Origin of the sequence: Roseateles oligotrophus (assembly GCF_025717515.1) — a bacterium.
Taxonomy (GTDB): domain Bacteria; phylum Pseudomonadota; class Gammaproteobacteria; order Burkholderiales; family Burkholderiaceae_C; genus Paucibacter_A; species Paucibacter_A oligotrophus.
This window is the reverse complement of record NZ_JAJIRN010000008.1, coordinates 133248-158737: the sequence shown is the minus strand read 5'-3', so window position 1 is coordinate 158737 and position 25490 is coordinate 133248. Positions and strand designations below refer to the sequence as shown.

General features: G+C 59.7%; 22 protein-coding genes. 11 read left to right on the top strand and 11 right to left on the bottom strand.

Annotation, left to right across the window (positions count from 1 at the left end):
- Positions 1-97 precede the first annotated feature (97 nt).
- The 5 genes from LNV07_RS18215 to LNV07_RS18195 form a co-directional block, all read right to left on the bottom strand.
- Entirely contained in the window at positions 98-1066 is a 969-nt protein-coding gene (locus tag LNV07_RS18215; RefSeq protein WP_263572813.1) for a DUF932 domain-containing protein, read from the bottom strand.
- A gap of 484 nt (positions 1067-1550) precedes the next feature.
- Positions 1551-1700 carry a hypothetical protein gene (locus LNV07_RS18210; RefSeq protein WP_263572600.1) on the bottom strand — a complete coding sequence of 50 codons (150 nt, stop codon included), beginning with the start codon at positions 1698-1700 and terminating at the stop codon, positions 1551-1553.
- Positions 1701-2128: 428 nt separating this feature from the next.
- Positions 2129-2893, bottom strand: a complete 765-nt coding sequence (locus LNV07_RS18205) for an ImmA/IrrE family metallo-endopeptidase (RefSeq protein WP_263572599.1) — start codon at positions 2891-2893, stop codon at positions 2129-2131.
- Positions 2880-3287, bottom strand: a complete 408-nt coding sequence (locus tag LNV07_RS18200; RefSeq protein WP_263572598.1) for a hypothetical protein — start codon at positions 3285-3287, stop codon at positions 2880-2882. The genes LNV07_RS18205 and LNV07_RS18200 overlap by 14 nt, the downstream gene beginning before the upstream one ends.
- Positions 3284-3931: a hypothetical protein gene (locus LNV07_RS18195; protein ID WP_263572597.1), complete on the bottom strand. Its 648-nt coding sequence runs from the start codon at positions 3929-3931 to the stop codon at positions 3284-3286. The genes LNV07_RS18200 and LNV07_RS18195 overlap by 4 nt, the downstream gene beginning before the upstream one ends.
- 131 nt (positions 3932-4062) lie before the next feature.
- Between LNV07_RS18195 and LNV07_RS18190 the strand changes: the two genes are divergently transcribed.
- From LNV07_RS18190 to LNV07_RS18180, 3 genes are all read left to right on the top strand, one after another.
- The gene (locus LNV07_RS18190; RefSeq protein ID WP_263572596.1) at positions 4063-4287 is read left to right on the top strand and encodes a DUF2188 domain-containing protein; all 225 of its coding nucleotides are present in this window, start codon (positions 4063-4065) and stop codon (positions 4285-4287) included.
- A gap of 248 nt (positions 4288-4535) precedes the next feature.
- On the top strand, positions 4536-5006 hold the full coding sequence (locus LNV07_RS18185) for a toll/interleukin-1 receptor domain-containing protein (protein WP_263572595.1): 471 nt from the start codon (positions 4536-4538) through the stop codon (positions 5004-5006).
- 164 nt (positions 5007-5170) lie between these two features.
- Positions 5171-5914: a hypothetical protein gene (locus LNV07_RS18180; RefSeq protein WP_263572594.1), complete on the top strand. Its 744-nt coding sequence runs from the start codon at positions 5171-5173 to the stop codon at positions 5912-5914.
- A 384-nt stretch (positions 5915-6298) separates the two neighbouring features.
- On the opposite strand, the gene LNV07_RS18175 is transcribed toward LNV07_RS18180, so the two are convergent.
- Complete coding sequence (locus tag LNV07_RS18175) at positions 6299-7756, bottom strand: tyrosine-type recombinase/integrase (RefSeq protein WP_263572593.1); 1458 nt, start codon at positions 7754-7756, stop codon at positions 6299-6301.
- Positions 7757-8269: 513 nt separating this feature from the next.
- Between LNV07_RS18175 and LNV07_RS18170 the strand changes: the two genes are divergently transcribed.
- On the top strand, positions 8270-9898 hold the full coding sequence (locus LNV07_RS18170; protein ID WP_263572592.1) for a tyrosine-type recombinase/integrase: 1629 nt from the start codon (positions 8270-8272) through the stop codon (positions 9896-9898).
- Between the two features lie 310 nt (positions 9899-10208).
- Here LNV07_RS18170 and LNV07_RS18165 read toward each other — a convergent pair whose 3' ends face one another.
- Positions 10209-10463, bottom strand: coding sequence for a hypothetical protein (locus LNV07_RS18165; RefSeq protein ID WP_263572591.1), 255 nt, complete (start codon positions 10461-10463; stop codon positions 10209-10211).
- A gap of 107 nt (positions 10464-10570) precedes the next feature.
- On the bottom strand, positions 10571-12178 hold the full coding sequence (locus LNV07_RS18160) for an ABC transporter permease (protein ID WP_397545579.1): 1608 nt from the start codon (positions 12176-12178) through the stop codon (positions 10571-10573).
- 115 nt (positions 12179-12293) lie between these two features.
- Between LNV07_RS18160 and LNV07_RS18155 the strand changes: the two genes are divergently transcribed.
- The 5 genes from LNV07_RS18155 to rocF all read left to right on the top strand — a co-directional run bounded on the left by LNV07_RS18155 (position 12294) and on the right by rocF (position 17874).
- The gene (locus LNV07_RS18155; RefSeq protein WP_263572589.1) at positions 12294-13424 is read left to right on the top strand and encodes an ABC transporter ATP-binding protein; all 1131 of its coding nucleotides are present in this window, start codon (positions 12294-12296) and stop codon (positions 13422-13424) included.
- A gap of 236 nt (positions 13425-13660) precedes the next feature.
- The gene (locus LNV07_RS18150; RefSeq protein WP_263572588.1) at positions 13661-15100 is read left to right on the top strand and encodes a S41 family peptidase; all 1440 of its coding nucleotides are present in this window, start codon (positions 13661-13663) and stop codon (positions 15098-15100) included.
- A gap of 86 nt (positions 15101-15186) precedes the next feature.
- Positions 15187-15954 carry a HesA/MoeB/ThiF family protein gene (locus tag LNV07_RS18145; protein WP_263572587.1) on the top strand — a complete coding sequence of 256 codons (768 nt, stop codon included), beginning with the start codon at positions 15187-15189 and terminating at the stop codon, positions 15952-15954.
- A gap of 94 nt (positions 15955-16048) precedes the next feature.
- Positions 16049-16933 carry an LOG family protein gene (locus tag LNV07_RS18140; protein ID WP_263572586.1) on the top strand — a complete coding sequence of 295 codons (885 nt, stop codon included), beginning with the start codon at positions 16049-16051 and terminating at the stop codon, positions 16931-16933.
- A 20-nt stretch (positions 16934-16953) separates the two neighbouring features.
- Positions 16954-17874, top strand: coding sequence for an arginase (gene rocF / locus LNV07_RS18135; RefSeq protein ID WP_263572585.1), 921 nt, complete (start codon positions 16954-16956; stop codon positions 17872-17874).
- Positions 17875-18061: 187 nt separating this feature from the next.
- Here the strand turns inward: rocF and LNV07_RS18130 are convergent, their stop codons facing one another.
- On the bottom strand, positions 18062-18856 hold the full coding sequence (locus tag LNV07_RS18130) for a DUF429 domain-containing protein (protein WP_263572584.1): 795 nt from the start codon (positions 18854-18856) through the stop codon (positions 18062-18064).
- A gap of 69 nt (positions 18857-18925) precedes the next feature.
- Between LNV07_RS18130 and LNV07_RS18125 the strand changes: the two genes are divergently transcribed.
- Positions 18926-20437: a S10 family peptidase gene (locus LNV07_RS18125; RefSeq protein WP_263572583.1), complete on the top strand. Its 1512-nt coding sequence runs from the start codon at positions 18926-18928 to the stop codon at positions 20435-20437.
- A 12-nt stretch (positions 20438-20449) separates the two neighbouring features.
- On the opposite strand, the gene LNV07_RS18120 is transcribed toward LNV07_RS18125, so the two are convergent.
- Together LNV07_RS18120 and LNV07_RS18115 are read right to left on the bottom strand one after the other, a co-directional pair.
- Positions 20450-22750, bottom strand: coding sequence for a putative bifunctional diguanylate cyclase/phosphodiesterase (locus LNV07_RS18120; RefSeq protein WP_263572582.1), 2301 nt, complete (start codon positions 22748-22750; stop codon positions 20450-20452).
- 41 nt (positions 22751-22791) lie between these two features.
- Positions 22792-24528, bottom strand: coding sequence for a methyl-accepting chemotaxis protein (locus LNV07_RS18115; RefSeq protein ID WP_263572581.1), 1737 nt, complete (start codon positions 24526-24528; stop codon positions 22792-22794).
- Positions 24529-24794: 266 nt separating this feature from the next.
- Here LNV07_RS18115 and LNV07_RS18110 point away from each other — a divergent pair, with 266 nt between their 5' ends.
- Positions 24795-25397, top strand: a complete 603-nt coding sequence (locus LNV07_RS18110; protein ID WP_263572580.1) for a response regulator — start codon at positions 24795-24797, stop codon at positions 25395-25397.
- Positions 25398-25490 lie beyond the last annotated feature (93 nt).

The following is a 25490-nucleotide window of genomic DNA, read 5'->3' as shown; positions in this document are numbered from 1 at the left end:
GTTTTGACTCAGATGAAATAAAGCCCCGGCCCACGCAAGGTGGGTCGGGGCTTATGCCGTCGGGGTTGGCGAGTGAGACGCAGTTTTCGATGTAGCCTCAAGAGATCAACTGCAAGGCTTGATCCAGCGCGCGCTGCTTTAGGTTGGCGCCTTGGCCGAACCAAGCGCTGTCAAGTCTGTACTCTTGGTTGCGGGCCTTGCGCTCGTGGTCAACGAACTCAGTGACGGCATTGAGCAAGCCCCAGGCGGTGCCTTTGGCTGCGGCCAGTTCCGCACCCTGGCCCGTGCCGTCAAACAGCGCCTGTACCTTTTTCAAGGCACGTTCGTTGTTCAACCCTGTCGAGCTGTCGCCCTGGAAATCCGATTGGCAGATGACCTTGAGGAAGTAGTTCATAGCTTCATGGCTCTTGACCCGACGCTCAGACAGGGTCTTCATGCGGTACATGAAGCTGTCCCACTGCGACACTGCGATGCCCAATTGCTTCTTGACGGCGAGCGCATCAAAGCTGGTGCGATGCGGAACCTTGATGGCGCTGCTGGCGCCGTTCAGCGCGATGGTTAGGGTGTTGTTGCAAACCACCCGAACGGTCGTCGGCGTTGCCGTGGTGGCCAGCGTGCCGTCGCACGATGTGGCCAGCAGCAAGTAGCCTTTGACGACATCATTGCCCTTGAGTACTGATTCCTTGCCGGTGCGTGCCAGTGCCCAAAACTTCTTGCCCGCTTTGAGGACGCCTGCCGTCTCCAGCTCAAAGCCTGAGACTTCCGTCAGATCCCGGTAGAACTCCAGCACCTCGCGCGGCTGCACCACCTGGTAACGGTCACTGACGACGGACAGCGGCGCTTTGGTATCGCTGCGGTAGAGCACCATCTGATCGGCGAATGACATGACGGCGCCCAGCGTGCCGGCTTGCTCGGTCATGTACCGGACCGGCGTCGAGCAGATGTTCCAGTTCATGCCGGCTTTGTCGGCCCAGACTTCGATTGGCTGCTTGGGCGGCAGTTTGCTGCCGAGTTCGTGCCACGGTGTTTCGCCGACGTAGGCCATGGATTCGAGAAGGTGTGCCATTTGAATTTCCTTGTGAGGTTGGATAAGTTCAGACGTGCCAAGGTGGCCTGCGGGCTCAGGGCCTACAGGCATAGGTCAGTCATAGGTGGTGAACGGGAAAGGAAAGTGCAGCCGGGATCGGCATGCAGTGCGTAGAGCGCCGGAAGGTCGACTTCAGTCAGTTGACGCTGATGGTGCTGGGCGTGGTGCCAAGTTGAATGTGAATCCGCAGTCAAGGCAGCGGTAGGCATCGAAAACATGCTCGTCTAGCGCCGAGCCCAGGGCGTGGCCGATGGAGCAACCGGAGACACCGCCTAGCAGGCCGCCGAGAATCGCACCAGAGATCGCGCCGACGGCAGCGGCCTGTGGCGACGCTTTGATGCCCAGCGATGCGCCCAATTTGGCGCCGCTCCAGGCGTGAGAAGCGCCACGGGCCGCGCCCGCAACAGCGCCCAGCGAACCAGCAGCCCACTTGCCGAGATCGCGCCGGCAGCACGATGACGATTTACAGCGGGGGCATGCGTTTGTCATGCGTCGGCCATTTCGATTTGAGGGAGGTGATGTACTGGAACATCCCAACGGCAGACAGTGCGCCAGACGCGAATGCGATGGCAAATGCTGCGAGGTAATCCAGCGGGGAATCGTTGAATTTCATGCTTTATTCCGAGGGTGGTTTTGAAGGGTTGGGTGCGCGGGCGTAGGTTTGAGTGGATCGCGAAGCCTCCGTGGTTTGATGCAGGTGAGTTCGTTCACTGCGCGTGTTGATTGCTGACGGCATAAGGCCCGGTCTGATCTTGCGATCAGCCGGGCCTGTGGGCTTAGGGGTTAGAAGGAGGCAAGCAACACGGCATCGTGTGCTGCACGACGGCTAAGCGTTCCGTACGCGTCCAAGTCAGTGATATGTGCCTGAAAATGGCTTCAATCGAGTCGGAGAGTTGCGCGGTCCGAGGTACCTAATTCGGACTCAAGCAGACACTTGATCCGAGCCAGTCCAATCATTCATTCATTCATTCGAGTCGAACCAGCCTGCCATTTGGATTTGATACCTCCGCACTGGTACGCACGTTTGAAACCATCAGTTGGCTACGCAACCGAAAGCATACTCAGCACGGAACCTTCGGGAAGCTTGATCGACTGCGACCAGACCTCCATTCGATAAGTGCCGGGGCCGCTGATCCAGCGCGAGGCACTTTCTCGCTTCGGGCGGCTCAGCCCTTTGGCTACCCCAAAAGCCATTTCGAACGCGATTGTGTCTTGATGCAATTCGTTGAGGATGTAGAAATCAGTTGAGAAGTCTCGGCTACGCCTGGACCACTTCAATCTACGCTGATCGTGGCAGGTGATAGCGATCGGCACCTTGGCACGTTGGAGCAACTTCAAGGCGGATGCAGTCAGACTGGCATGAAAATCGCCGCCCATTGCATTCGCGAGATCAAGGCTCGGCCTGCGATCAGCGACCCAAGGCCAAACTAGGTAGTCAGGAAGAATCAATTGGCTGGCAAAGCTGTTGGCGTCTGCCTCAATGGTCTTGGCTTCAGCGTTCTGCGGCCCAATGTCGGTGCTGGTGCACTTGAACGACGTACGCTGTGCGTCCTGCATCCAGTGGGCCAACTCATGTCCCAATGAGAAGCGCCTTCGTCCGAGGCTATCGTCTACGGCGACGCTAATGACGGCACGATCGCCGGCGGCCACTAAGCGTGCCGCGCATCCATCAAGCCTTCTGTAGACGACGTGGGCGCCCCTGGCACCTGCAATGGCCTCCAAGTCAATGTGCTCGGGCTTCCTGACTCCATGTCCCCAAAGCAGGCGCTCCGGGCGGCTGAGCCCGTCGACATCAACGACCATCATCGGTATCCGGGATCTTGCCCATCAGCACAAGATCGTCATAGAGCGTTTCCAAGTCGGCATCACTTTGGCGGCTTCCTTCTCGGAAGGCAGTAGCCAACTTTGGTTCTGCCGCAAAGGCTTGCGCAATGCGCTCCTTTATTCGATCCAGGGTAGGCCGCATCGACTTCTTGGGGCCCACACCGACTTGCATAGCCACCTTGGCAGCCACAGCTTGTTGACGAAGGCTGGCTGCCAGAACCTCATCGAGACTCACCGCAATGCTGCACGCCAATTGATCGGGATCGATGCCGTCAGCGGCGAACTCGGCCCGAATATCTTCGTCAGACGCAGCTTCGAGGTCTTTAAGTGCAAGGGCTCGAATTGCATCGAGCGTCTTTCGTGTTTCGTTGCTCATCGCTGTCTCCTTCCAGGCATTAGCTTGTCCACCTGCCTCCTAAGCCTGCGCCGTGCGGAGTCGTAGGCCTTCTGATCGAGATCAAACAAGGCAAGTACCTCTGCTACCGGCATGTCTGCCTTCTCCCCCTCAATGACAGCGAGTACGTCTTGGTCGTCCTTGAAATGAGTCTCAATGACGTGTGCGTCGGCCTGAGCCCGTTGCTGCCTTTCATTCGTTTCCTCCGCCTCAATGGCCTGATCTACGAAATCCGTGGTCCAGAGACCAGCACGGTGAATCACTGTGTCCACGTCCCCAGCCTCGCCCGCCAAAGCCTCCAATCGATCAGTTTTGGTTTGACTAACCGACTCGCGGGATGAATCAGCAATGCTATCCATGCATCCAGACAAAAAGGCCGGAAACTGCACCCGATCAATGGGCCATGGACGGCCGCGTTCACCGTCCTGCTTGGATCCGCTAGCAGCGACGAGGGCGCGCTTGACCGCCTCATTGAACAACTCTTTGGGGTCCGCGTACTCGGTACCCCAGACAAGCAGGCGGGCTCTTGCGAACAATCGCAACAGCTCAGCGGTAGTGAGTCTCGTCAGCGCACTGGATAGCTCATCGATATTGGCATGGCGTTCTGAAAACGGTTTTGTTGGCACGGCTCCTCCCTGGGCTTTTATGTGTGCGGTTGCCATTTTCCACGCGGACAGCGATCTGGCAGTTGTCCGCGCCGGATTTGGCAACCGCACACCTATGTAGCAGCAATCACGCTGCGACAAGGAGTCTCGATATGAGCAAACGCAATCAGCATGTTGTCCCTCGCGAAGACGGATGGGCCGTCCGGGGCGCCGGAGCCCAACGTGACACCCAAGTGTTCGACCGCAAGCAAGATGCGGTGGAACGTGCGCGGGAGATCTCGCAGAACCAGAAGTCCGAATTGATAGTCCATGGCCAGAACGGCCAGATTCAATACAAGGACAGTCACGGCAGCGACACGTTTCCGCCTAGGGGGTAAGCATGGCAAGATGTACAGCTCCAGTCGAAGGCCATCGCTCATCTAGCGCTGCAGCGGCCTGCCCTGCATGCCGTGGCAGCTATGGTCGTAGATACAGTGGTTACAGCAGTTATGGCAGCGGCTACAGTTCGTCCTACTCGTCGAGCGGCAGCAACAGCTACAGCAGCGGAGGCAGACCCAGCGGAGGCGGCAGTTCAAGGCCGCGCTGGTCGCGCGCCAGTTCATCTGTTTCGTACACTCCCGCTCAAGTGGCGACCCTCACGCCGGTACGCGAAGCCGTTGAAAGGGAAGCGGCGGCGAGGCCAGAGCTTCGGGATTGTTTCCTCTGCCACGCTTGGGACGACCGGCAAGGATCAGCCAAACAACTGCACGATTTGTTAGAAGCAGTTGGTGTCAAAGTTTGGTTCAGCGAAAAAGATCTTGGCCTTGGCGTACCGATGATGCGCGCCATCGACAAGGGCTTAGCGTCCTCGAAAATAGGGCTCGTCTTGGTGACCCCTGCATTGCTTACACGCCTACCGAAAGAGGGCGTCGCAGACAAAGAACTTTCGACACTCCTGCAGGGCAACCGGCTCGTGCCCATCGTTCACGGTACGACATACACAGCGCTCCGCGATGTCAGCCCCATGCTTGCTTCGAGAAGCGGCCTTGACACGTCAGAAGATTCGATGGCAGTAGTCGCAACCAAGATTGCCGAGCTTGTTGCCGTTTGGAGTTGACAGGGATAACGGCCTAGCCGGCCAGTCCTGAGTGCCTGGGCACGGCGAACCGTTGGCCGATGAACGACTAAAAGCCGCAATTCGGCCGCGAACAGCAACGACGCCACCCTTTCCCCGAGCACAACCATCATTAGCCTATTGAAAGGCGAGTCCTGAGCACTACTATGTCTGCAACCACTGAAAACGACTTCACCCAAGCCACCATTTTGCAGCTCCAGAAACGCGCGGGGAATCACTGTTCGAAGCCCGACTGCTGTTGCGTGACTACTGGGCCGAACGAAGAGCAAAAAAAATCTACGTCTATCGGTGTCGCGTCGCACATCAAGGCAAGGTCGCCTGGCGGTCCGCGGTTCGACCCGAACCAGACCCCTGAACAGCGCCGCTCAATCGAAAACGGAATCTGGCTCTGTCAGAACCACGCACGCGAGATAGACGTGAATCCGGATGCGTATGGATCAGAGCTGTTGTTTCGTTGGCGTTCCGCAAGGGAAGCTTGGGCAACTGAACAACTAGGTCGTCCTCGCCCGGAAGAACAGCCTGCTCGGCCGCAGTCAGGCTGGGAATGCCCGTTTTGCCAGACCCCAACGCCTACGGGCGCGAGGGTCTGTCTTGGATGCGATGCGGATATTGTCTATGGGTTGACCCAGAAGCAGCGCAGCGATGTAGTGAAAGCAGCTCTTATGGGTGGCGGCCTAGTGGGCGCCATCCTGATGATTGTGCTTCCCACGTGGGTGCATGACTTCTTCCTGAACTACCTACGCTTGAAAGTCGCCGCCGGATGGGGGCTGGGCATCTTTGCCCTTATTCCAATTGGCGTGCTAGCAATCTTCACGGTTTACTATTTTGTAAATCGTGAGGAAGCCAAGGCACGAGCGAAACCGCCGACTTATGTTCGTCGCACAAGCTAGCGCTAACCCTTCCTGCTTCGGACTTGAGCGAACTCCTCATTTTTGCCGTTTACTAGGCTTCGTAGGACCAGCGCAGAATCTTCCGATTCGCCACGCGCTGCATGCGCAAGACGGATTGGGGGCGCAAGGTGCCGAATTTATGCCAGTTCCTGCAAAGAAACAGCTATCGCCGCAATGCAGGCATCAGTACCGTCGCCAACACAACCGCTCCGGGCATTGCAGTCACCCAAAACCGTGCGACAGATCTATACGACCGAGAACTTGGCCGACTAAACGAATCGGAATGCTAGGCCGATTTGGATCGGACTATGTGGCCAATTTGACTGGAACTGCAGTCAAAGCCCAGTCCGATGCGCGACGCCCAGTTTGCGCATAGTCGCCGCCTCAAACAGCTTTGACCAACTTGGGCGTTCCACCCTCGGTTTTCAATGCATTGAAGCTCACACCGGCTTGTTCCAGAACCCACGCCTCAATGCGCTCATGATGGACGCGCAGCAGATCGAGTGGGCGCCGCTTGTAGTGCTTCTCGGCGGTGGCACTCGGCTTGTGCCCCTGAATTTGCGCAACCACACCCGATGGGATTTCCAGCCACTCAGTCAGGCTTGCGAAGCTGCGACGCAACCCATGTAACGTTAAACCTTCAAGACCTACAGCAGCACAAACGCAGCGATGAGCGCTGCTGGGATCGGTCAGATGCCCTGAAACACTGGCCTGAACAAGCACACCTGTTGGGGCGACGGAGCCCTTGCGTACATGCTTGGCCTGCCTGCGCTTTATGCTGGCAGGGTCAAGGCTCAAAGCGCGTGTGCTGGAAAAAACCCACTCATTGCGCCGTGGTAGCTTGGCAAGAATATGAGCAACATAGGGTGTCAGCGGAATCACGCGTTCGCCTTCCACTTTGTCTCGAATGGTCATGCCCTTCCACTGAGTGTTCAGATCTTCCCAGCGAAGCGTCAGCACTTCGCCAGGACGGGCTCCGGTCAAAAGCAGCGTCTGCAGGTAGGCTGCGATGACCGGGTTTTGAATGTTGCAGACTGCTGCAAACCAAACCGACAACTGCTCGCGTTGCAAGGCATCATCTTTAACAGCGGCCTTCCCCAACGCTTCACGGGCCTTTTTTGTTTTAGCGGGGTTGGTCGTCGAAAGCAACTGAGAATACTCGGCGTGCTCGGCACACCAGTTCAGAAACACCTTCAGGCAGCGCCAGCATAGGCGGGCGTATGTCGGCCGAGTCTTTGCCTGTTCGGTAGCCCATGCCTCAATGCGGGTCGACGTCAATTCCCGCAATGGCGTTCCCAACAAGGAAAAGACCGGGCCGGCCAACGTTCTGGGTCGCTCGCCCGACTTGAGCAATTTTACGCCGCGCTTCGCCAATTCCCCTCCGGCTTTAGCCATCTTCAGATGGTCGGCGTAATGGCGCTCGCCCCAATGCTCGCGGCGCTCGGCAACGTAAATCTCCCACACTGCGCCGACGGTCACATCAGCCAACCGATCTGCTTCGACCTGCGCGGCCTCTTCAACCTTCCTCGCCACGGCAGCAGCTACTTTCTGCCGCTCCAACTCGCGTGGGTCCTGCCCGTTGTCGACCAGTTGCTTCAATTCAACCGCTCGCTTGCGGGCGGCGTCAAGAGTCCAGTCAGTAGCCGTTCCGATACCGACACGCAAAGTGGAGCCGTTCAGTCTGCCTTCGAAGGCATAGGTTTTACGGCCGGTAGGGGTAACGCGAAGCATCAACGATGGAGCCTCGGTGTCCCAAAGGAACGCTTGGGACTTGCCTTCTGGGCACGCGAATGCCGCCACTCTACCCACCGTCAATCGAACTCTGCTGTTGTCCTGGCCCATATCCGCTCCTTTTGCCTGTAGGCAATCTGTAGGCAATCTGTAGGCAAATTCAATCCATTCGGATCAATTTCACTCAACAAGAAGTTCACCACAAATCACCTCAAGTTGTTGATTTTACTAGATAAAATCAACGCAAATCAGCAAAAACGAATTCATTAAAAAGCGGAATCATAATCCGCAGGTCCGGGGTTCGAATCCCTGAAGCGCCACCAATACCAAGACCCCTGGTAGATCAATGATTTACCAGGGGTTTTCCGTTTCCGGGGGTCCACATGGCAGGTCCACATCATCATGGGCACCCGGCGACCCGCACGTCTATACCAGAAAAATTCTGGCGTCTTCTTCATCCGCATCCTGTTGGCCACGTCAAAGTTGGCCCGATCTGAAAAAGGCCAAACTAAACAGGAGTTAAGACGGTCCCTCGGCACGAAAAGCGTGACCGTCGCACGTAGTATTTCTTCATACATGAACGCGCTGTTGGAGCGTGTTTCGATCGATGAAAGAACTGCTGTCGTGAACCAATACCTCCCTCACGCAATCAATACCTGGACCTTGCCTGGCGGCGTGCAGGCCTCCGGCGAGGACGACCAGCGTCGGCTGTCGGCCTTCCTGAAAGCACACCCGCTGATCGAACAGGCGCTCGCGCAGCGCATCGCGAACGCACCGTGGACGACCCCTCCAGCTGCGCCGCAACATCAGTCAATCTTGCCGGCGATCTCGCTGCATGAATCGGCGATCTCCGTCGAACCCCTGCCCCAAGCCCAGGCAAGCGCATTGCCGTCCCCACGACCCACGGAGGGAACACGGGGCGCAATCGAAGACGACAGGCAGCGCCGGGGTCACCGCGATCCCCTCGATTGGCCAAAGCAGCCCACACGGCTCAGCTCGGCTCGAGCCAAGTACATAGCTCGCTACCAGAAGTTGAACAGGCAAAATGATCGAACCCAGATCGACAAGGATCGGATCCTCGATCAGTTCGAAGAGTTCCTTCAACGCCACTACCCCGAGTTGGGACCAGACCCATGGGTTCATGCCATCGACAGCTCCCACGTCAGCGCCTTTCTGGAAGAGCAGGCGGATCGTCCTGGCAAACGAGTGCTGAATGATGGCGAGCAGAGCAAGGCCGCGCCGACCACCATGCTGAAGAAGCTCAGCGACATGAGCCACTTCTTCACCTACCAACGGACGATCGCCAAAGCCACAAAGGAGGACATCGCTGGCGATCTGGCCGACGAGGCCGAGACCTGGAAGCAGCAGGCCTCGGAGGCCGCCGTGCACTACCAGCCCTTCACCACCTCTCATATCAAACGGATCTTCGACCCTACGACATTCCTCGGTTTCAATCGTGACCCGGACTACTTCTTCGCTCCGCTTCTGGGTCTCCACCTGGGGCTACGACTCGGAGATTTCGTAAGAACCAAAGTTGCCGACATCGGTCACTTGAAGGAAATCGATGTCTGGTACATCGACGTCACGCCGGAAGATGCCAAGAACGCCAACTCAGTGCGGCGTCTTCCCATCACCGACGGGCTGATCCGTGCCGGCTTTCTGGACTATGTCGAACACGTCCGCAAGTTGGGGGCGATCTATCTGTTTCCTCATCGCGATTGGTCCACGGCCACGGCAAAGTCAAAGCCGTCGAAGAATCAGTCCGCCCATTTTGGCAAGTACATGGACAGCATCGACCTCAGCGATCCGATGCTGGTCTTCCATTCGTTCCGGCATACGGTCATCTCAGCGATGCAAGACGCTGGCGTGCCCTTGGCACATGCGATGCAGATTGCGGGTCATGAGGCCATGGACCATGCCGTCCGCACAAACCAGATCACCAAGGAACAAGCTCGCAGCGTGCACCTCTCCGTGTATACGCATGCCGACCTAGCACGGCTGGGCGTCGACTATCCGATCCTGAAACTCAAAGACGCGCTGGAACGCAGCATCAAGGCGCCTATTGACTACGCGCGCCTGGCGAAGGCCGGCTCGATCGTGACAGAGCATCTAAAAAGGGTCGGCGGGGAGTTCCGGTCGGGCTGGGCGCCGCAGAAGGCACGATACACGGAGGAGATGGCGAAACGGATCCGAAGACCATGCCTGCTCCACGACAAGCGCGGCTTCCAGACTCAACGGAACCTCGCAGCATGACGGTGATAGGCTTACCCAGGACAGCTCGATTAGAATGTAGCTTGGCTTGGGTCTTGGGGGTCCACTCCCGGGGTCCATTTCCCTGAGTCGCTGAATTCCCGGCAGCGACTCCAAGTCATTGATTACCAACAAGTTTTTGTGCTGGATAGGTTTGCTCGGGGTTAGTCCCTGAAGCGCCACCAAAATTATCTAGGTGTGACAAGCACTTAGAAGAAAAGCCACCCTAGGGTGGCTTTTTGCTTTGTGGCTGGCAATTCTTACTTAGGCGAGCGACTCGCCATCGCCTTCGCCCTTACTCAATTGCTTTGGTTCACCGCTCGGTAGCGGACTCCGCAAAGGTCGAGCAAAGCTCCTCCCACTCTCCCCATGTTGACTCCTGCACTTCCAATCCATCCAGCGACGCGGCCTGTACTTGTTCGGAACGATTGGCGGTTAGAAAGGCCCAAACCGCCGCAGCAAGACCTGGAGCCGCGTTCGGCTCAGATGATGCTATTGCCATTGCTTTTGCTTTTACGTTCCCCATTGCGCTTTCCGTTGCGGTGACGGCACTCGGTTGCTGATGCATTGCCTGCCGTCTCCAGTGATATGCCGCTAGCATCGACGCTGGCCTCTTTTTGCACCATCCCCCAATGGGGCGAACCGGCCCGAGTCCGAAGGCGAAACCGAGTACTTTTACCGCTGACGCATCGCCCTCGACAGCATCAACACCGGCACCAAGCCCACCAGCACGATGGCCAAGGACGGCAACGCCGCTTCGCCCAAACGCTCGTCTCGCGCCAACTGATAAGCAACCACCGCCAAGGTGTCACTGTTGAAGGGCCGCAACACCAAGGTGGCAGGCAACTCCTTCATCACATCGACAAACACCAGCAAGGCGGCGGCCAGGGCCGAGCGCGCCAACAAGGGCGCATGCAAACTCATGAACAGTCGGCGCCTGGATGCACCAAGAAGCCGGGCGGTTTCATCCACCGTCGGCGAGATCCGCGCATAGCCGGCCTCGACCGAATGCAGCGCCACACCGGAGAAGCGCACCAGATAGGCATAAATCAGGCCGGTGCTGGTGCCCGTGACAATCGCCGTCAAGCCCAAATTCGGCGCATGCTCCTGCAACCAACCCAAGGGCAGCAAGATGCCCACGGCGATGACCGCGCCCGGCACCGCGTAACCGAGCGAGACAATGCGCGTCGCGGCACCCAGCAAGCGTCCGCCGGCAGCAATCCGCGCCGCATAGGCCAGCACCAGCGCCAGTGCCACCGCCAATAGCGCCGAGATTCCGGCCAACTGAAGGCTGGTCCAGGCCCATTGGACAAAGCGCGCCAAGGGCAAACCAAACTCACCATAGTTTGCTTCCAAGTACATCAGCTTCAGCAAGGCGAGCACCGGCAGCGCAAAGCCCAGCAGCACCGGCAGACCGCACAGCAAGACCGCCCCCGCTGCCGACCAGCCATACAGCCGCAAGGGCCTGGCTTCGGCTGCATGTTGCGCACCGGATCGGCTGCTGGCGAAACGCAGCCTAGCTTGCGCGCGGCGCTCTACCCATAGCAGGGCCGCCACCGCAATCAACAAAAAAGAGGCCAACTGCGCGGCGGCCATGCGGTCATTCATTACCAACCAGGCCTTGTAGATGCCGGTGGTCAAGGTGTTCAGACCAAAGTAGGCGCCGACACCGTAATCGGCCAGAGTTTCCATCAAGGCCAGCGCCACGCCAGCCGCCAAGGCCGGACGCGCCAGCGGCAGTGCCACCTCACGAACCCTGCGCCAGGTGCCTGCCCCCAAGATGCGAGCAGTTTCCATCAGCGTGACACCGCGTTCCTGCAAGGCCGTGCGGGTCAGCAAATAGACATAGGGGTAGAGACAGAGCACAAACAAAAGCACCGCCCCCGGCAGGCTGCGCACATCGGACCAGAGCGCCCCCTGAGCGCCGGTCACGGCGCGCAGCCAGGTCTGCAGCGCGCCGCTGTATTGCAAGGCATCGGTGTAGGCGTAAGCAGCCACATAGGCGGGCATTGCCATCGGCAGCAACAAGGCCCACTCGAACCAGCCCCGCCCAGGGAAATCAAACAGACTGATAGCGGCGGCCGTGGCCCCGCCCAACAAGGCCACACCAATCGCCACGCTAAAGGAAAGGATCAAAGATGAGGCCGCATATTCCGGCAAAACAGTCGCGAACTGGTGCCTCAACACGCCCCAAGCCTGCTCGTCCAAACCGAACCAAGACCCCAGGATGCCCAGCACCGGGACAGCCAACATGAGGCAAACAATGGTGATCAGACGCAACATGAAAAATAGGAGAGATACGAAGTGAAGGCTTGCCGACAAGGACGAAACAGCGCCAAGGACGAATGCGAACGAGGCGCGTTCTATCCAATACCGGCGGCCCGCTATCATACGGGCCATGTTTCTAGCCCTCGACCAGATCGGGCTGCGCTACCCCGGTGCAGCTCAGCCTCATCTGCAGCCCCATGCGAGCGCCGCCGCCGGCCCCAGACGCGGTGCGGTTGAGGCCTTGAGTCTGAATTTGGCCAAAGGTCAAATCGGTGTGCTGATAGGTCCCTCGGGTTGCGGCAAGACATCGGTCCTGCGCTGCATTGCCGGTCTGGAGCGCTTGCACAGTGGCCGCATCAGCATTGCCGGAGAGCTTTTGGCCGACGCCAACCAAGGCCTGCATCTGAACCCGGAAGAGCGTCGCATCGGCATGGTGTTCCAGGACTACGCCTTGTTCCCCCATCTCAGCGTGGCCGACAACATTGGCTTTGGCCTGCGCCATCTGAGCCGCCCGACTCGCACAGCGCGCATCAATGAAATGCTGGATCTGGTCGGCTTGGCCCATGCCGCCAAGCGCGCGCCGCACCAACTCTCAGGCGGGCAGCAGCAGCGCGTAGCCCTGGCTCGCGCCTTGGCGCCGGCGCCACGACTGCTTTTGCTGGATGAACCGTTCTCCAGCCTCGACGTCGATTTGCGCGAGCATTTATCGCAAGAACTGCGGGCGATCTTGAAGGCCAGCGGCACCACCGCGCTCTTCGTCACCCATGACCAGGCCGAGGCCTTTGCGATCGGCGACGTGGTCGGCGTGATGAACCGCGGCAGCCTCGAACAATGGGACGCACCCTATTCCGTTTACCACCGCCCGGCGACCCGCTTTGTGGCGGACTTCATCGGGCACAGCGTATTCACGCCCGGCCGCATCGTGCAGGGCGAGCAAGGTCCGGTGGTCTTGACGCCGGTGGGCTCACTGATGGATGCCGAGGCTTGCGCGCTGGCCAGCGCCTTCCCCGGCGGCCTGTGCGACGTGCTGCTGCGTGCCGATGACATCATTCATGACGACTTGGCGCCGGTTAAAGCACAGATCGAACGCAAGGTGTTTCGAGGCGCCGATTTTCTCTACACGCTGAGGCTGGGTTCGGGCGACCGCCTGATGGCCCATGTACCCTCACACCATGACCATCATGTCGGCGAATGGATTGGCATACGCGCCGACGTTGACCATGTGGTGACCTTTGCCAAGCAGGCATCAAGCACCGATTAGGCCTGCCCGCGCCCCGGGCCACCCCAGCCTTTCTGGCATGCCTCGGCAAATACGCGGATTCCGTCTCTTTATTCACTTGAAAGCCCTGATTTGCGCCACCAATCGGGGGTGTATCCCAAGTGGCTGCAAGCGGTGGCCGCATATACTTGTAAAGCGAAATTTGTGCCAACTCAAGGCTGGACAAATACGCAAGGATTCTTGATATTTTCGCTAGACGGATAGGACGGACTCAAATCATGAGTGCCAAATTCAAAGTTGCAGGCTGGCTGGCCTTGGGTGTTGTGGCCGGCGCGCTCACGACCATGCAATTGCAGGCCAACGCACGCAGCAACCTATCACCCCTGCCGCTCGAAGAGTTACAGCAACTCGCCGCCGTGTTCGCGATGATCAAGTCCGATTATGTGGAACCGATCGACGAAAAAAAACTGATCAACGATGCGATTGCCGGCATGGTGGCCGGTCTTGATCCGCACTCGCAGTTTTTCGATAAAAAGAACTTCAAGGAATTCCGCGAAGGCACCACCGGCAAATTCGTCGGCGTCGGCATCGAGATCGGCATGGAAGACGGCTTGGTCAAGGTTGTCTCGCCGATCGAGGGCTCGCCGGCCTTTCGCGCCGGACTCAAAAGCGGCGATTTGATCAGCAAGATCGACGATTCCTTGGTCCGCGGCCTCGGTATCGACCAAGCCGTCAAGCGTATGCGCGGTGAGCTGGGCACCAAGGTGCAACTGACCATCTACCGCAAGAGCGAAAACCGCAGTTTCCCCGTCACCATCGTGCGCGAGGAAATTCACAACCGCAGCGTCCGCGGCAAGATCATCGAACCAGGCTACGCTTGGTTGCGGGTCAGTCAGTTCCAGGACAGCACCGTCGACGATTTCGCCAAGAAGCTTGAAGAGCTTTACAAGCAAGAGCCCAATCTGAAGGGCTTGGTGCTGGATCTGCGCAATGATCCGGGCGGCCTGCTCGAAGCCTCGGTGGCGATTTCTTCTGCTTTCCTGACCAAGGAAGTAGAGGTCGTCAGCACCAACGGCCAAATCGCCGACTCAAAAGCCAGCTTCAAAGCCAGCCCCGACTATTACCTGCGCCGCGGCGGCAGCGATCCGCTGCGCAATTTGCCGGCCGCCTTGAAAAAAGTTCCGATGATTGTGTTGGTCAACGAGGGTTCGGCCTCGGCCAGCGAAATCGTCGCCGGCGCCTTGCAAGACCATAAACGGGCCACCATCATGGGTGCGCAAACCTTCGGCAAAGGCTCGGTGCAAACCGTCCGCCAACTCAGCCCGGAAACAGCGCTGAAGATCACTACCGCGCGCTACTACACACCGAGCGGCCGCTCAATCCAGGCCACCGGCATCCTGCCCGACATCTTGTTGGACGAAACCGCCGAAGGCAATGTGTTCGCCGCCTTGCGCACCCGTGAAGCCGACCTGGAAAAGCATCTGAACAACGGCAAAGAAGAAGTCAAGGACGAAGCCCGCGACAAGGCCCGAGAAGAAGCGCGCGAAAAGCTTGAGGCCGAATACGCCAAAAAGAATGAGCCGCCCAAACCACTGCCCGAATTTGGCAGCGCCGAAGACTTCCAATTGAACCAGGCCTTGAATCATCTGAAGGGTTTGCCGGTGATGGTTTCCAAGACCGCCATCGAACGCAAGGCCGAGGCCAAGTTAGATGACTGAAGCTTAGCCGCTCAGGCCGCAACAGCCCGTCACTTTGGCGGGCTGTTTTACTTTAGGGGCCGGATGGCCGCGCTATGCTTGGGCCCATGAATGACGAGCAATTACTGCGCTACTCGCGCCATATTTTTCTGGACGAAATTGGTATCGAAGGGCAGCAAAGACTGCTGACGTCACACGCCGTAATCATCGGCGCCGGAGGCTTGGGTTCTCCCGCTGCCCTCTACTTGGCCAGTGCCGGGGTAGGCCACATCACCCTGGTTGATGACGACGACGTCGACCTGACCAATCTGCAGCGCCAGATCGTTCACACGGTGGAGCGCGTGGGTTCCCCCAAGGTTGAGTCGGCAGCAAAAGGCTTGGCCGCCATCAACCCCGAGGTTCGCGTCACCGCCTTGCGCCAGCGCGCAGATACCGCTTTGCTCGGCCGACTGGTGGCCTCGGCCTGCGTGGTATTGGACTGCAGCGACAACTTCGCCACCCGCCAAGCCATCAACCGCGCCTGCGTGCAGCATGCCAAGCCGCTAGTGGCCGGGGCAGCCATTGGCTTTGATGGTCAGATCAGCGTCTATGACAGTCGCCAGGCCGCCGCACCTTGCTATGCCTGCGTCTTCCCGCCGGACAGCCAGTTCGAGGAGGCCCGCTGCGCCACCATGGGCGTGTTCGCACCCTTGGTCGGTGTGATTGGCAGCATGCAGGCCGCCGAGGCCCTGAAGTTGCTGCTGGGCATGCCCGCCAGCTTGGCTGGTCGCCTCCAGATGCTGGATGGGCGAAGGATGGAATGGAGTGAAATACTCGTGCAGGCCGACCCGGCTTGCAGCGTCTGTAGCCGCCTCAAAGATAGCTTGCACGCATGAAACAACCATATCACTCAGAAATACGCACGACAATTCCTCGCAGCCTCCCGTAAGCTGCGTCCCGGCACCAGAAGCAGCCAAATAGGTCGACCCCATGAACAAGCGCAAACAGCTGATCGCTCGCAACTTCCCCACCGCCAAGGAAGAAACCCGTGGCTTGGTACCGCAGCCCAATTACGACCATCCGGGCAGCGCCTACCGACTGGCCTTTGACGACAACGAGTTCTTGCTGCGCGATGAGCTACGCCCGGTACGCATGCAGCTCGAGCTCTTGAAGCCGGAATTGATGCAGCAGGAGCAAGGCATCAAGTCGACCATCGTGATGTTCGGCAGCGCCCGCATTGCCGCACAGGACGAAGCCCAAGCGCAGCTGGATCAAGCAAGGCTGGGCGGCGACGCCGAACAGCTCAAACGCGCCGAAATGCAATTGGCGATGAGCCATTACTACGAAGAAGCAAGGCGCTTTGCCGCCCTCGTGACACGCGTCTCAAGCGAGCGTAACAACCCGATTTACGTCGTCACAGGCGGCGGCCCCGGCATCATGGAGGCCGGCAATCGCGGTGCGTTTGAAGCCGGCGGAAAAAGCTTGGGGCTGAACATCGTGCTGCCCTTCGAGCAGCATCCGAACCGCTACATCACGCCCGAGCTGTGCTTTCGCTTTCACTATTTCGCGCTGCGAAAGATGCACTTTCTGATGCGCTCGGTGGCGCTGGTGTGCTTCCCGGGAGGCTTCGGCACGCTCGACGAATTGTTCGAAACCATGACCTTGATCCAGACCGGCAAATGCCGGCGCCGGCCCATCCTGCTGTTCGGGCGCGATTTTTGGACCCGTCTGATCAACTTTGAACTCTTGGTTGAAACCGGCATGATCAGCCCCGCCGACGTGCGCCTGTTCCATTTTGTGGAAAGCGCCGAAGAAGCCTGGGCCTTGCTTGAATCCGAATACGACATGAACCCCGGCGCAAGCAGCGCCGACTAAAGAAGAAAAGGAAGACCGATATGACCACCTTGCGATGCGTATCCCTGATTGGTGTGCCCACCGACATTGGCGCAGGCGCGCGCGGCGCCAGCATGGGCCCTGAAGCGATGCGGGTGGCCGATTTGGCTGCGGCCCTGCGCAGCCACGGCGTCGATGTCGTCGACCGCGGCAACTTGAGCGGCCCGCCCAATCCCTGGTTGCCACCGGTCGACGGCTATCGTCACCTGAACGAAGTGGTCGCCTGGAACCAGTCCGCTCACGACGCTGTTTATGCCGAGCTCAAGGCCGGCCGCATGCCCATCATGCTGGGCGGCGATCACTGCCTGGGGATTGGCTCGATCAGTGCCGTGGCCAAGCACTGCCGCGAGGTGGGCAAGAAGCTGCGTATTCTGTGGCTGGACGCGCACGCCGACTTCAACACCAGCACCTTGACGCCGAGCGGCAATATCCACGGCATGCCGGTCGCCTGCCTGTGCGGTTTTGGCCCTCAAGAGCTGATCGAGATCGGCGGTCAAGTGCCCGCCATCAGCCCGAAGTGGGTACGGCAGATCGGCATCCGCAGCGTTGATGCGGGTGAAAAGCGCTTCGTCCACGAGCAAGACCTCGAAGTCTTCGATATGCGCTATATCGACGAGATGGGCATGCGTCACACCATGGAGTTAGCACTGGCGACCCTGGATGCCAACACGCATTTGCATATCAGTTTCGACGTTGACTTTCTTGACCCCGACATCGCCCCCGGCGTGGGCACCACGGTGCCGGGTGGGCCGACCTACCGTGAAGCCCATCTGTGCATGGAAATGATTGCCAACACCGGCTTCATGGCCTCGCTCGACGTGGTCGAACTGAACCCGGCGCTGGATGTTCAGAACAAGACGGCCAAGGTGGCGGTGGATTTGGTGGAATCTCTTTTTGGCAAATCAACCTTGATGAGAAAGTAAGTTTGCCCTGCCTGCGGCAGACGGCAAATCAACCTTGATGAGAAAGTAAGTTTGCCCTGCCTGCGGCAGATGGCAAGAGCACGTTGATGAGAAGCTTATGCACTTGCGGGACAGACCTTGCTGTACTCAGCGAGCTCTGTCCCCAACCGATCAGATGCCCCGCCTGCGGCACACGGCAAGCTCTCAATCAAGCGCTGACGATCCAGCCCTCCAGGGGATCGATCAGCGCCGGCAAACCATAGCTCGGCCGCCCCTGCCCCCAGGCCGCTTGCAGCAGGCATAAGACGGAATCCAAGCGGTCACCGCTGGCGTCATCGACCAGACCGTCGCGCTGGGCATGGCTGAGTTTCAAGCGCAGGCCCAAGCGCGTGCGGCCTTGCTCCAGCGCCTCGATCAAATCCTTGCGGGCAATCAAGCGCTCGGGAGTCTGCTTGGTCTTGGCGTCACTCTTGTAACTGCGCCGCCCAAGAACTTCCCGTGCCAACAGGCCGGGATAGGCCTCCAAGGCCACACGGCTTGGGTCACCCGCTTGCAGGCCAGGCAGATCAACACCTGCCCGCAGCAACAAGGGCACACCCGCATGCAGCATGAAGGCCACCGGCGGATTGACCCACTTCATGCTCGGCGAGGAACCGGCCGGGCCGTCACAAGCGCGGTGGGCAAATTTGGCACCGACCGGCCGCGCCGCGCAAAATCCGGCAAATTGCTCGCGAATCTCGGCCCGGCTCAAGGCCGTGTAATGCGCGATCAAGGCCGGCCAACTTTGCGGCCAAGCCAGTGTCTGCACCAGTTCGCGCGGCAGGCCAAAGGGGAAATCAAAGCCGCCCAGCCATTCACCCGGTTGAGCCAAAAAATCGCCAAAGTCGGCCAAGCAGTTGAAGCTCAGCATGGCTTCCAACCGCAAGACCTGACCCTGCAGCCGCCCCTGTGCGACGGTGATCGGCTTGCTGCATGTCGGGGCGCTGCTGAAATCTACCCCCATCAAGAGGGTGTTGGAATTTATCGAGCTAGAGTGCATGCTCGACACCATAGCCCAAACCAAGGAAGACTCATGCCTGCAGCCGAGCCCAGCAACAAGCCCACCGCCGAGTCCGACAACAGCAAAACCGCGCTCCCACCGATCGAGCATCTGGTCAGCACCGAACACAAAATGGTGGTCGGCAAGCGCAGCCTGGAGTACACGGCCACTTGCGGCACCCTGCTGCTGCAAGAGGTGCATAGCGAGAACGAAGGCGAGCACAAGGGCCAGTACAAGGGCAAGAAGACCCGCGCCAGCGTCTTCTTCATCGCCTACACGCTGAAGCCCTCGAAAAAGGCCGGCACCGATCGTCCCATTACCTTCAGCTTCAACGGTGGGCCGGGCTCATCCAGCGTCTGGCTGCATCTCGGCCTGCTGGGCCCGCAGCGCGTGCCGACCGACGAGATGGGCCAATGCGGCGCGCCGCCCTATGCGCTGAGCGACAACGAATTCACGCTGCTGACCGAATCGGATCTGGTCTTCATCGACCCCGTCGGCACCGGCCATTCGCGCGTGGCCGAGGGCGAGAAGCTGGCCGAATACCACGAGTACCAGCGCGACCTCGACGCAGTCGGTGAGTTCATCCGCCTCTACCTGACCCGCAACGGCCGCTGGGGAGCGCCCAAATACCTGATCGGCGAAAGCTACGGCACCACGCGCGCCGCCGGCCTGTCACGCCATCTGCAGGAAAAACATAACATCCATCTCAACGGCCTGATGCTAGTGTCGATGGCGGTGGACTTCCAGACCCTGAGCTTCGACCATGGCAACGAGCTGCCCTACCCGCTCTACCTGCCCACCTATGCCGCCACCGCCTGGTATCACAAGGCCTTGAAGCCGGCCATGCAGAAGAAGCCATTGAAAGAAGTTGTCGCCGAGGCGGAGGCTTTTGCCAATGGCGACTATTGGCTGGCGCTGATGCAGGGCTCGCGCCTGAGCGCCGAGCAGCGCCAAAAAGTGGCCGAAAAGCTCGCTCACTTCAGCGGCCTGAGCGTGCAATACCTGTTGCGCTGCGATCTGCGCCCGACCGAGTTCCGCTTCTTCAAGGAGTTGCTGCGTGAGCGCGGGCAGACCGTTGGCCGCCTGGACAGCCGCTTCCTCGGCCTGGACCGGGATGATGCCGGCGAGCACCCGGAAGAAGACGCCGGCATGAACAATCTGGCTGGCGCCTACGCGGTGGGCATCAACCGCTTGCTGCGCGACACGCTCAAGTTCGAGGACGATGCGCCTTATCTGGTGCTGGCACCGATCTGGAACAGCTGGAGCTGGAAGGGTTTCGAGAACAAGTACGTCAATGTCGGCGACAGCCTGCGCCGGGCGATGCACGCCAACCCCGCTATGCGCATCTATGTGGCGAGCGGCTACTACGACCTGGCCACCCCGCATGCGGCCGGCGACTACACGCTCAGCCATCTGGGCCTGCACGAGAAGCTGCAAGGCAATGTTCAGGTCAGCTATTTCGAGGCCGGCCACATGATGTATATCCACCAGCCTTCGCTAGCGCGGATGGCGCAGGAGTTGCGAGCCTTTGTGAAGCAATCCTAGCAAGACCGAAATTCAGCGGTTCGCGATCCAGCGGCGCAGCTCGGCCAGGGGCTGAGCCTTGGCATAACGCCAACCCTGTGCGTAGTGGCAACCCAGACTGCGCAGCACCTCGCATTGGGTCTCGGTCTCCACCCCCTCGGCCACCAATTCCAGTCCGAGTCGGCGGCCCAGATGGATGATGGTCTCGGCAAACACATTGCCATTGTCCTGCCCGATTCTGGCCACAAAGCAACGATCCACCTTCAGGCAATCCACCGGCAAGTCGCTCAGCTGCGAAAGCGAGCTGTAGCCGGTGCCGAAGTCATCGATGGCGACCCGCACACCGAGCGCACGCACTTGAGTCAGGGTGCGCTTGACCATCAGCGGCTCGTCCATCGCCAAGCTCTCGGTAATCTCCAATTCCAGCGCGCCAACCGGCATCTTCTGCGCTTGAATGACCGCACTCAATTGCGCCACCAGGTCGGCATTGCGGAATTGCGCCAGACTGACGTTGACGCCGATGCGGGCGGGTGCGGCCTGATGAGCGCAACTACCTTGCAGGTCCCGCCAATCGGCACAAGCGCGCTCCAACACCCACTGGCCGATCTCGACAATCAAGCCGGACTGCTCGGCCAGGGGCACGAATACATCGGGTGTAGCGACCATGCCCCCCTGGCCATCGGGCCAGCGCAGCAGTGCCTCCAGGCCCTGCACATTGCCGCTGCGCAGACAGATTTGCGGTTGATACCAAAGCTCCAGTTTGCCTGCCTTGAAGTCGACCCGCAGACGCCGCGCCAACTCCAAACGAGTGCGCGACTCCATATCCATTGATGGGCAATAACTGATGAAACTTCGATGCGTCGCCGCCTTGGCAGCCGCGAGCGCAACATTGGCATGGCTGAGCACTTCGGTCGCATCGATGGCCTCGCTGCCGGCCCGACTCAGTTCGTCGTATGAGCAAGCGAAGCTGACGCTGAGGGGATGCTGCTCGATATCGAGGACTTCGTCGAACAAAACTCGCAGCTTGCTTGGATGCACCATGGCGCTGGGACCGACGATACCGAATACATCGCCGCTCAGCCGCGCCAGGCTGCAAGTGAGCGACAGGCTGCTGCGCAACCGCTCGGCTATCGCGACCAAGATGGCATTGCCGATTTCATGACCCCAGGCGTTGTTGATGTCGGCGAAACGCCGCACATCCAGCAAGCTCAAACCCATCGCCTGCTCGGAGCGCCTCGCCTTGCCAATCGCCTGCAGCAACTGCGCCCGATTGCCCAGGCGGGTCAGCGGGTCGTGATAGGCCAAATAGTTCAATTCCTCTATCAACTCAAGATTGTCGAAGCAGGAGGAAATATTGGCGCAAAAGACCTCGACCAACTGCAGATCAAGGTCTTGCAGCGAGGCCGCCGAGCGCAGGTAGACGGCGATGACATGCTTGTCGCTGCGCAGATAGAGTACGGTGGCTTCACCGAGAAAGAGGTGCTGCTGCTCGCGCAAGGCCCGGTCGATCAAGGCCTTGATACGGACGTCGGGCAAATTACTCAAAGGGTGATCGATGCATTCGGCCAAGCGACCGGCGGCAGCGATCACGCGAACGTCCTGCGTCGCTTCGAGCTCGCTCTGCGCTGCACCGGCCTGGATGCAGACGATGCCGTCTGCGGGCAGGCGCAACAAGGCGGCCAGTTGTGTCAGCAGTGCCGCTGAGAAGTTGCTCAGGCCACGCCTATCCATCAGATCTGCCATCGCGTGGACGACCCGGTTCAGCCCGCGCCGGCATTCCTTGATGGTGCTCAGTTGCTCATAGGCCTGCAGGGCGATCTCGATATCGCTCAAGAGCAGGCCGGGGCTCAAGCTGCTGCTGCAACGCAGGCCGCTGACATCGAAACGGCTGAGAAAGTCTGGGGCCGGCGTGGACTTAGCCGAGGCGTAGGGCTGCGGCGCGCCCAACAAAATGCGGACTTCGCGCTGCTGGCAGATCTCGCGAACATATTCGACCAGAACGGGACCTGTGTGGCTGCCGTCGAACAGCGCGGGCAACATGATGAGATGGAAAGCGCCCGCATGCTCCAGCGCCTCCATCAGTTGCTGAGCGGACTGGGTCAGCACCAGCCGTAAGGGCCGCCCCAGCAAATTTCTGCCCTGCAAGGCCTGACTCAGCGCCTGTTGATCTGCACCGCAAGGCTCCAGGGCCAGGATATTCCAATAGGCATCGGCTGCTGGCTCAAGCCCCGGCTCGCCAACCTGAGCTGCAACTTCGGCGGCGCTTTGTTCATCAGCCATGGCTGTATGCAGGGTCTGCAAACTGCTGAAGTTGCTGAAGTTGCGGGTGTTCATGATCGACTCCGGTGTGATTTGAGCCAAGCATTGGGGAGCGCTCAAAACTGCGACCAGCCTTCGGCGGCAGTCTCACTTGCGCCAGCGACCACCTTGCTGCGTGCAGCAGGCTGGCTTGGCTTGGCAGCACTCTGCGCGGCCTTGACCAAGGTCTTGCGAGCCAGTTGAGCCGGGCTACCGGGCCGGCGGCTGGCCGGCAATTCGGGGATGTAGCGCACATTCGCGGCATCTGCGGGCAGCTTGAAGACCCCGACCGTCTGGACCAGATTGCCGGCTTGCTGGCTCATGCTCTGGGCTGCGGCGGCCGCCTCTTCCACCAGCGCGGCATTCTGCTGCGTCACCTGGTCGAGCTGAACCACCGCCTCATTGATCTGGCCGATGCCGCTGGTTTGCTCCACCGTGGAGGCGCTGATCTCGGCGATCAAATCATTGACGCGGCCCACTTGCATGACGATCTCGGTCATGGTGCTGCCGGCGGAGGCGACCAACTGGGTGCCGGCCTCGACCTTCTCGACACTGGTCGCGATCAGTTGCTTGATCTCCTTGGCCGATGCGGCCGAGCGCTGAGCCAGGGCGCGCACCTCGGCGGCCACCACCGCAAAGCCCCGGCCCTGCTCACCGGCCCGGGCAGCCTCGACGGCGGCATTCAGCGCCAGGATATTGGTCTGGAAGGAGATCGTGTCCATCACACCGATGATGTCGACAATCTTCTTGGAGCTGGTGTTGATCTCGTCCATGGTGCGCACCACATTACCGATCACCAGACCGCCCTGCTGGGCCACCGTGGTGGCCGCAATCGCAACCCGGTTGGCCTGAGCGGCGGTGTCGGCGTTATTGCGCACGGTGGCGGTCAGTTGCTCCATCGAGGCGGCGGTTTCTTCCAAGTTGGCGGCCTGCTCTTCGGTGCGCTGCGAGAGGTCATGGTTGCCGCTGGCGATTTGTGCCGAGGCGGTGGCGATCGATTCCGAACCATCCCGCACCTCGGACACCACGTTCAACAAGCTGATATTCATGTCCTCCAAGGCTTGCAGCAATTGGGCCACTTCATCACGGCCCGTCACTTCAATCACGCTGCTCAGGTCACCGGCGGCCACCGTCTGTGCCACCTGCACCGCGCGCATGATGGGGCGCACGATGCTGCGGGTGATCAACCAACCGAGCAGGCCGGCTAGGCACAGGGCGGCAGCCACCGCGCCCAGCATCACACGGGCTACAAAGGCCGCTTGAGCAAAGGCGGCGGCCGCGTCGCCGGCGGTCTCATGCTCCTGGAAGGCCAGCAAGTCGTCCATGCGGTCTTGCCATATCTTGGTAGCCGGGCTGGCCTTGCCCAGCAGCAATTCGCGGGCCTGCTCATCCTGGTCTGCGCGGGCCAAGGCCATCACCTGACTGTTCAAGGGCCGGGCCACCTCGGCGGCCTCGCGCACCTTGGCCTGCAAGGCTTTCTCTTCGGCGCTGGCGTCCATCTTCTCCATCTCGGCGCTGGCGTGCGCGTACTTGGTGCGGGCCGCGTCAATCTTCTTGGCCTCTTCCTCGAGCAAGGTCTTGTCGCTCAAAAGAATCAGCGAACGGGTCACGCGGGAGACGATGTGCACCGACTCCGACATTTCATTGACCAGGCCCAGGCCGTGCATATTGTCATTGACGATTTCGTGAATGGCGGCCTCGCTGCGGTTGTTGCCGATGATGCCGACCGTCGCCACCGCCGCGATCAAGGCGCCCATCAGGCCGAAGCCCAGGGTCAGACGGGTACCGATCTTCAGATTGCTCAATGCGTTCATGATGTTCTCCAAGGTCCGTGGGCGCCGCCGTAGCGGCTTGAGAGGGCTGTGACTAGGTTTGAATCTGCTGCGGAGCTGGCTTGCTTTGTCGCTGGGCAGCAGGTGAAGCAAGATTAAATCATTCAATTCACTCATTCAAGTCAAATCAATCAAATCATCCAATTTATTCACATCATTCATTTCAAATCAATAGCCTATGACTATCATGCAATTTATTCAAAACAAGCTAACATAACGTTCAATTAGGTTGTTTTGATTGATTTGAAATGAGCGAGCGCAAGGCCTCTTACACCACCGCTGCAGCCGCCAAGCGCCTGGGGATTTCGCCGGCCAGCGTGCAGCGCTGGGTCGATGCGGGCCATTTGAAGGGCTGGAAGACCCTCGGGGGGCACCGCCGTATTGACGCCACCAGCGTGGATCTGCTGCTATCCAGACCGGGCGCGGTGGCACTGGACAAGGAGCCCGGGCCACAGCCTGAGACCTCGCCCCCGCCCGCCGCAAAGACCTTGACCGTGCTGCTGGTGGACGATGACGACATCGCCCGCGAATTGCTCGAGATGCAGGTGCGCATCTTGTGCCCCAAGGCCCATGTCTTGTTGGCGGAGAACGGTTTTCAGGCCTTGTTGGCGGTCGGGCGCAGCGCCCCCGATGTGGTGATCACCGATATGGTGATGCCGCATATGAACGGAATCGAGATGGTCCGGGAGCTGCAAGCGATGGCGACCCCGCCCTTGATCATTGCGGTGTCAAGCCAGACCCGCGAAAACCTGGCCCGGCTGGGTGGCCTGCCGGAGCATTTGCTGCTGCTGGCCAAGCCGGTCGATCAGGGGCTGCTGGCCGAGGCCTTGGCGAAGCTCAGGCCTGCCTAAACGCATAGTTCAACTCAGAGGGCGAGAACTTTTGTAGCGAGCGGTAGTCAGGCTAGGCGGACGGCGCACAGGAACCGGAACGTACTCCATGTA

Bases quoted from the DNA above. Each gene is read 5' to 3' on its own strand.
- LNV07_RS18165 (WP_263572591.1), bottom strand. From the start codon at position 10,463: ATGCATCAGCAACCGAGTGCCGTCACCGCAACGGAAAGCGCAATGGGG.
- LNV07_RS18190 (WP_263572596.1), top strand. From the start codon at position 4,063: ATGAGCAAACGCAATCAGCATGTTGTCCCTCGCGAAGACGGATGGGCC.
- LNV07_RS18125 (WP_263572583.1), top strand. From the start codon at position 18,926: ATGCCTGCAGCCGAGCCCAGCAACAAGCCCACCGCCGAGTCCGACAAC.
- LNV07_RS18155 (WP_263572589.1), top strand. From the start codon at position 12,294: ATGTTTCTAGCCCTCGACCAGATCGGGCTGCGCTACCCCGGTGCAGCT.
- LNV07_RS18200 (WP_263572598.1), bottom strand. From the start codon at position 3,287: ATGAGCAACGAAACACGAAAGACGCTCGATGCAATTCGAGCCCTTGCA.
- LNV07_RS18120 (WP_263572582.1), bottom strand. From the start codon at position 22,750: ATGAACACCCGCAACTTCAGCAACTTCAGCAGTTTGCAGACCCTGCAT.
- LNV07_RS18110 (WP_263572580.1), top strand. From the start codon at position 24,795: ATGAGCGAGCGCAAGGCCTCTTACACCACCGCTGCAGCCGCCAAGCGC.
- LNV07_RS18145 (WP_263572587.1), top strand. From the start codon at position 15,187: ATGAATGACGAGCAATTACTGCGCTACTCGCGCCATATTTTTCTGGAC.
- LNV07_RS18115 (WP_263572581.1), bottom strand. From the start codon at position 24,528: ATGAACGCATTGAGCAATCTGAAGATCGGTACCCGTCTGACCCTGGGC.
- LNV07_RS18140 (WP_263572586.1), top strand. From the start codon at position 16,049: ATGAACAAGCGCAAACAGCTGATCGCTCGCAACTTCCCCACCGCCAAG.
- LNV07_RS18160 (WP_397545579.1), bottom strand. From the start codon at position 12,178: ATGTTGCGTCTGATCACCATTGTTTGCCTCATGTTGGCTGTCCCGGTG.
- LNV07_RS18205 (WP_263572599.1), bottom strand. From the start codon at position 2,893: ATGATGGTCGTTGATGTCGACGGGCTCAGCCGCCCGGAGCGCCTGCTT.
- LNV07_RS18180 (WP_263572594.1), top strand. From the start codon at position 5,171: ATGTCTGCAACCACTGAAAACGACTTCACCCAAGCCACCATTTTGCAG.
- LNV07_RS18210 (WP_263572600.1), bottom strand. From the start codon at position 1,700: ATGAAATTCAACGATTCCCCGCTGGATTACCTCGCAGCATTTGCCATC.
- LNV07_RS18150 (WP_263572588.1), top strand. From the start codon at position 13,661: ATGAGTGCCAAATTCAAAGTTGCAGGCTGGCTGGCCTTGGGTGTTGTG.
- LNV07_RS18215 (WP_263572813.1), bottom strand. From the start codon at position 1,066: ATGGCACACCTTCTCGAATCCATGGCCTACGTCGGCGAAACACCGTGG.
- LNV07_RS18130 (WP_263572584.1), bottom strand. From the start codon at position 18,856: ATGGGGGTAGATTTCAGCAGCGCCCCGACATGCAGCAAGCCGATCACC.
- rocF (WP_263572585.1), top strand. From the start codon at position 16,954: ATGACCACCTTGCGATGCGTATCCCTGATTGGTGTGCCCACCGACATT.
- LNV07_RS18175 (WP_263572593.1), bottom strand. From the start codon at position 7,756: ATGGGCCAGGACAACAGCAGAGTTCGATTGACGGTGGGTAGAGTGGCG.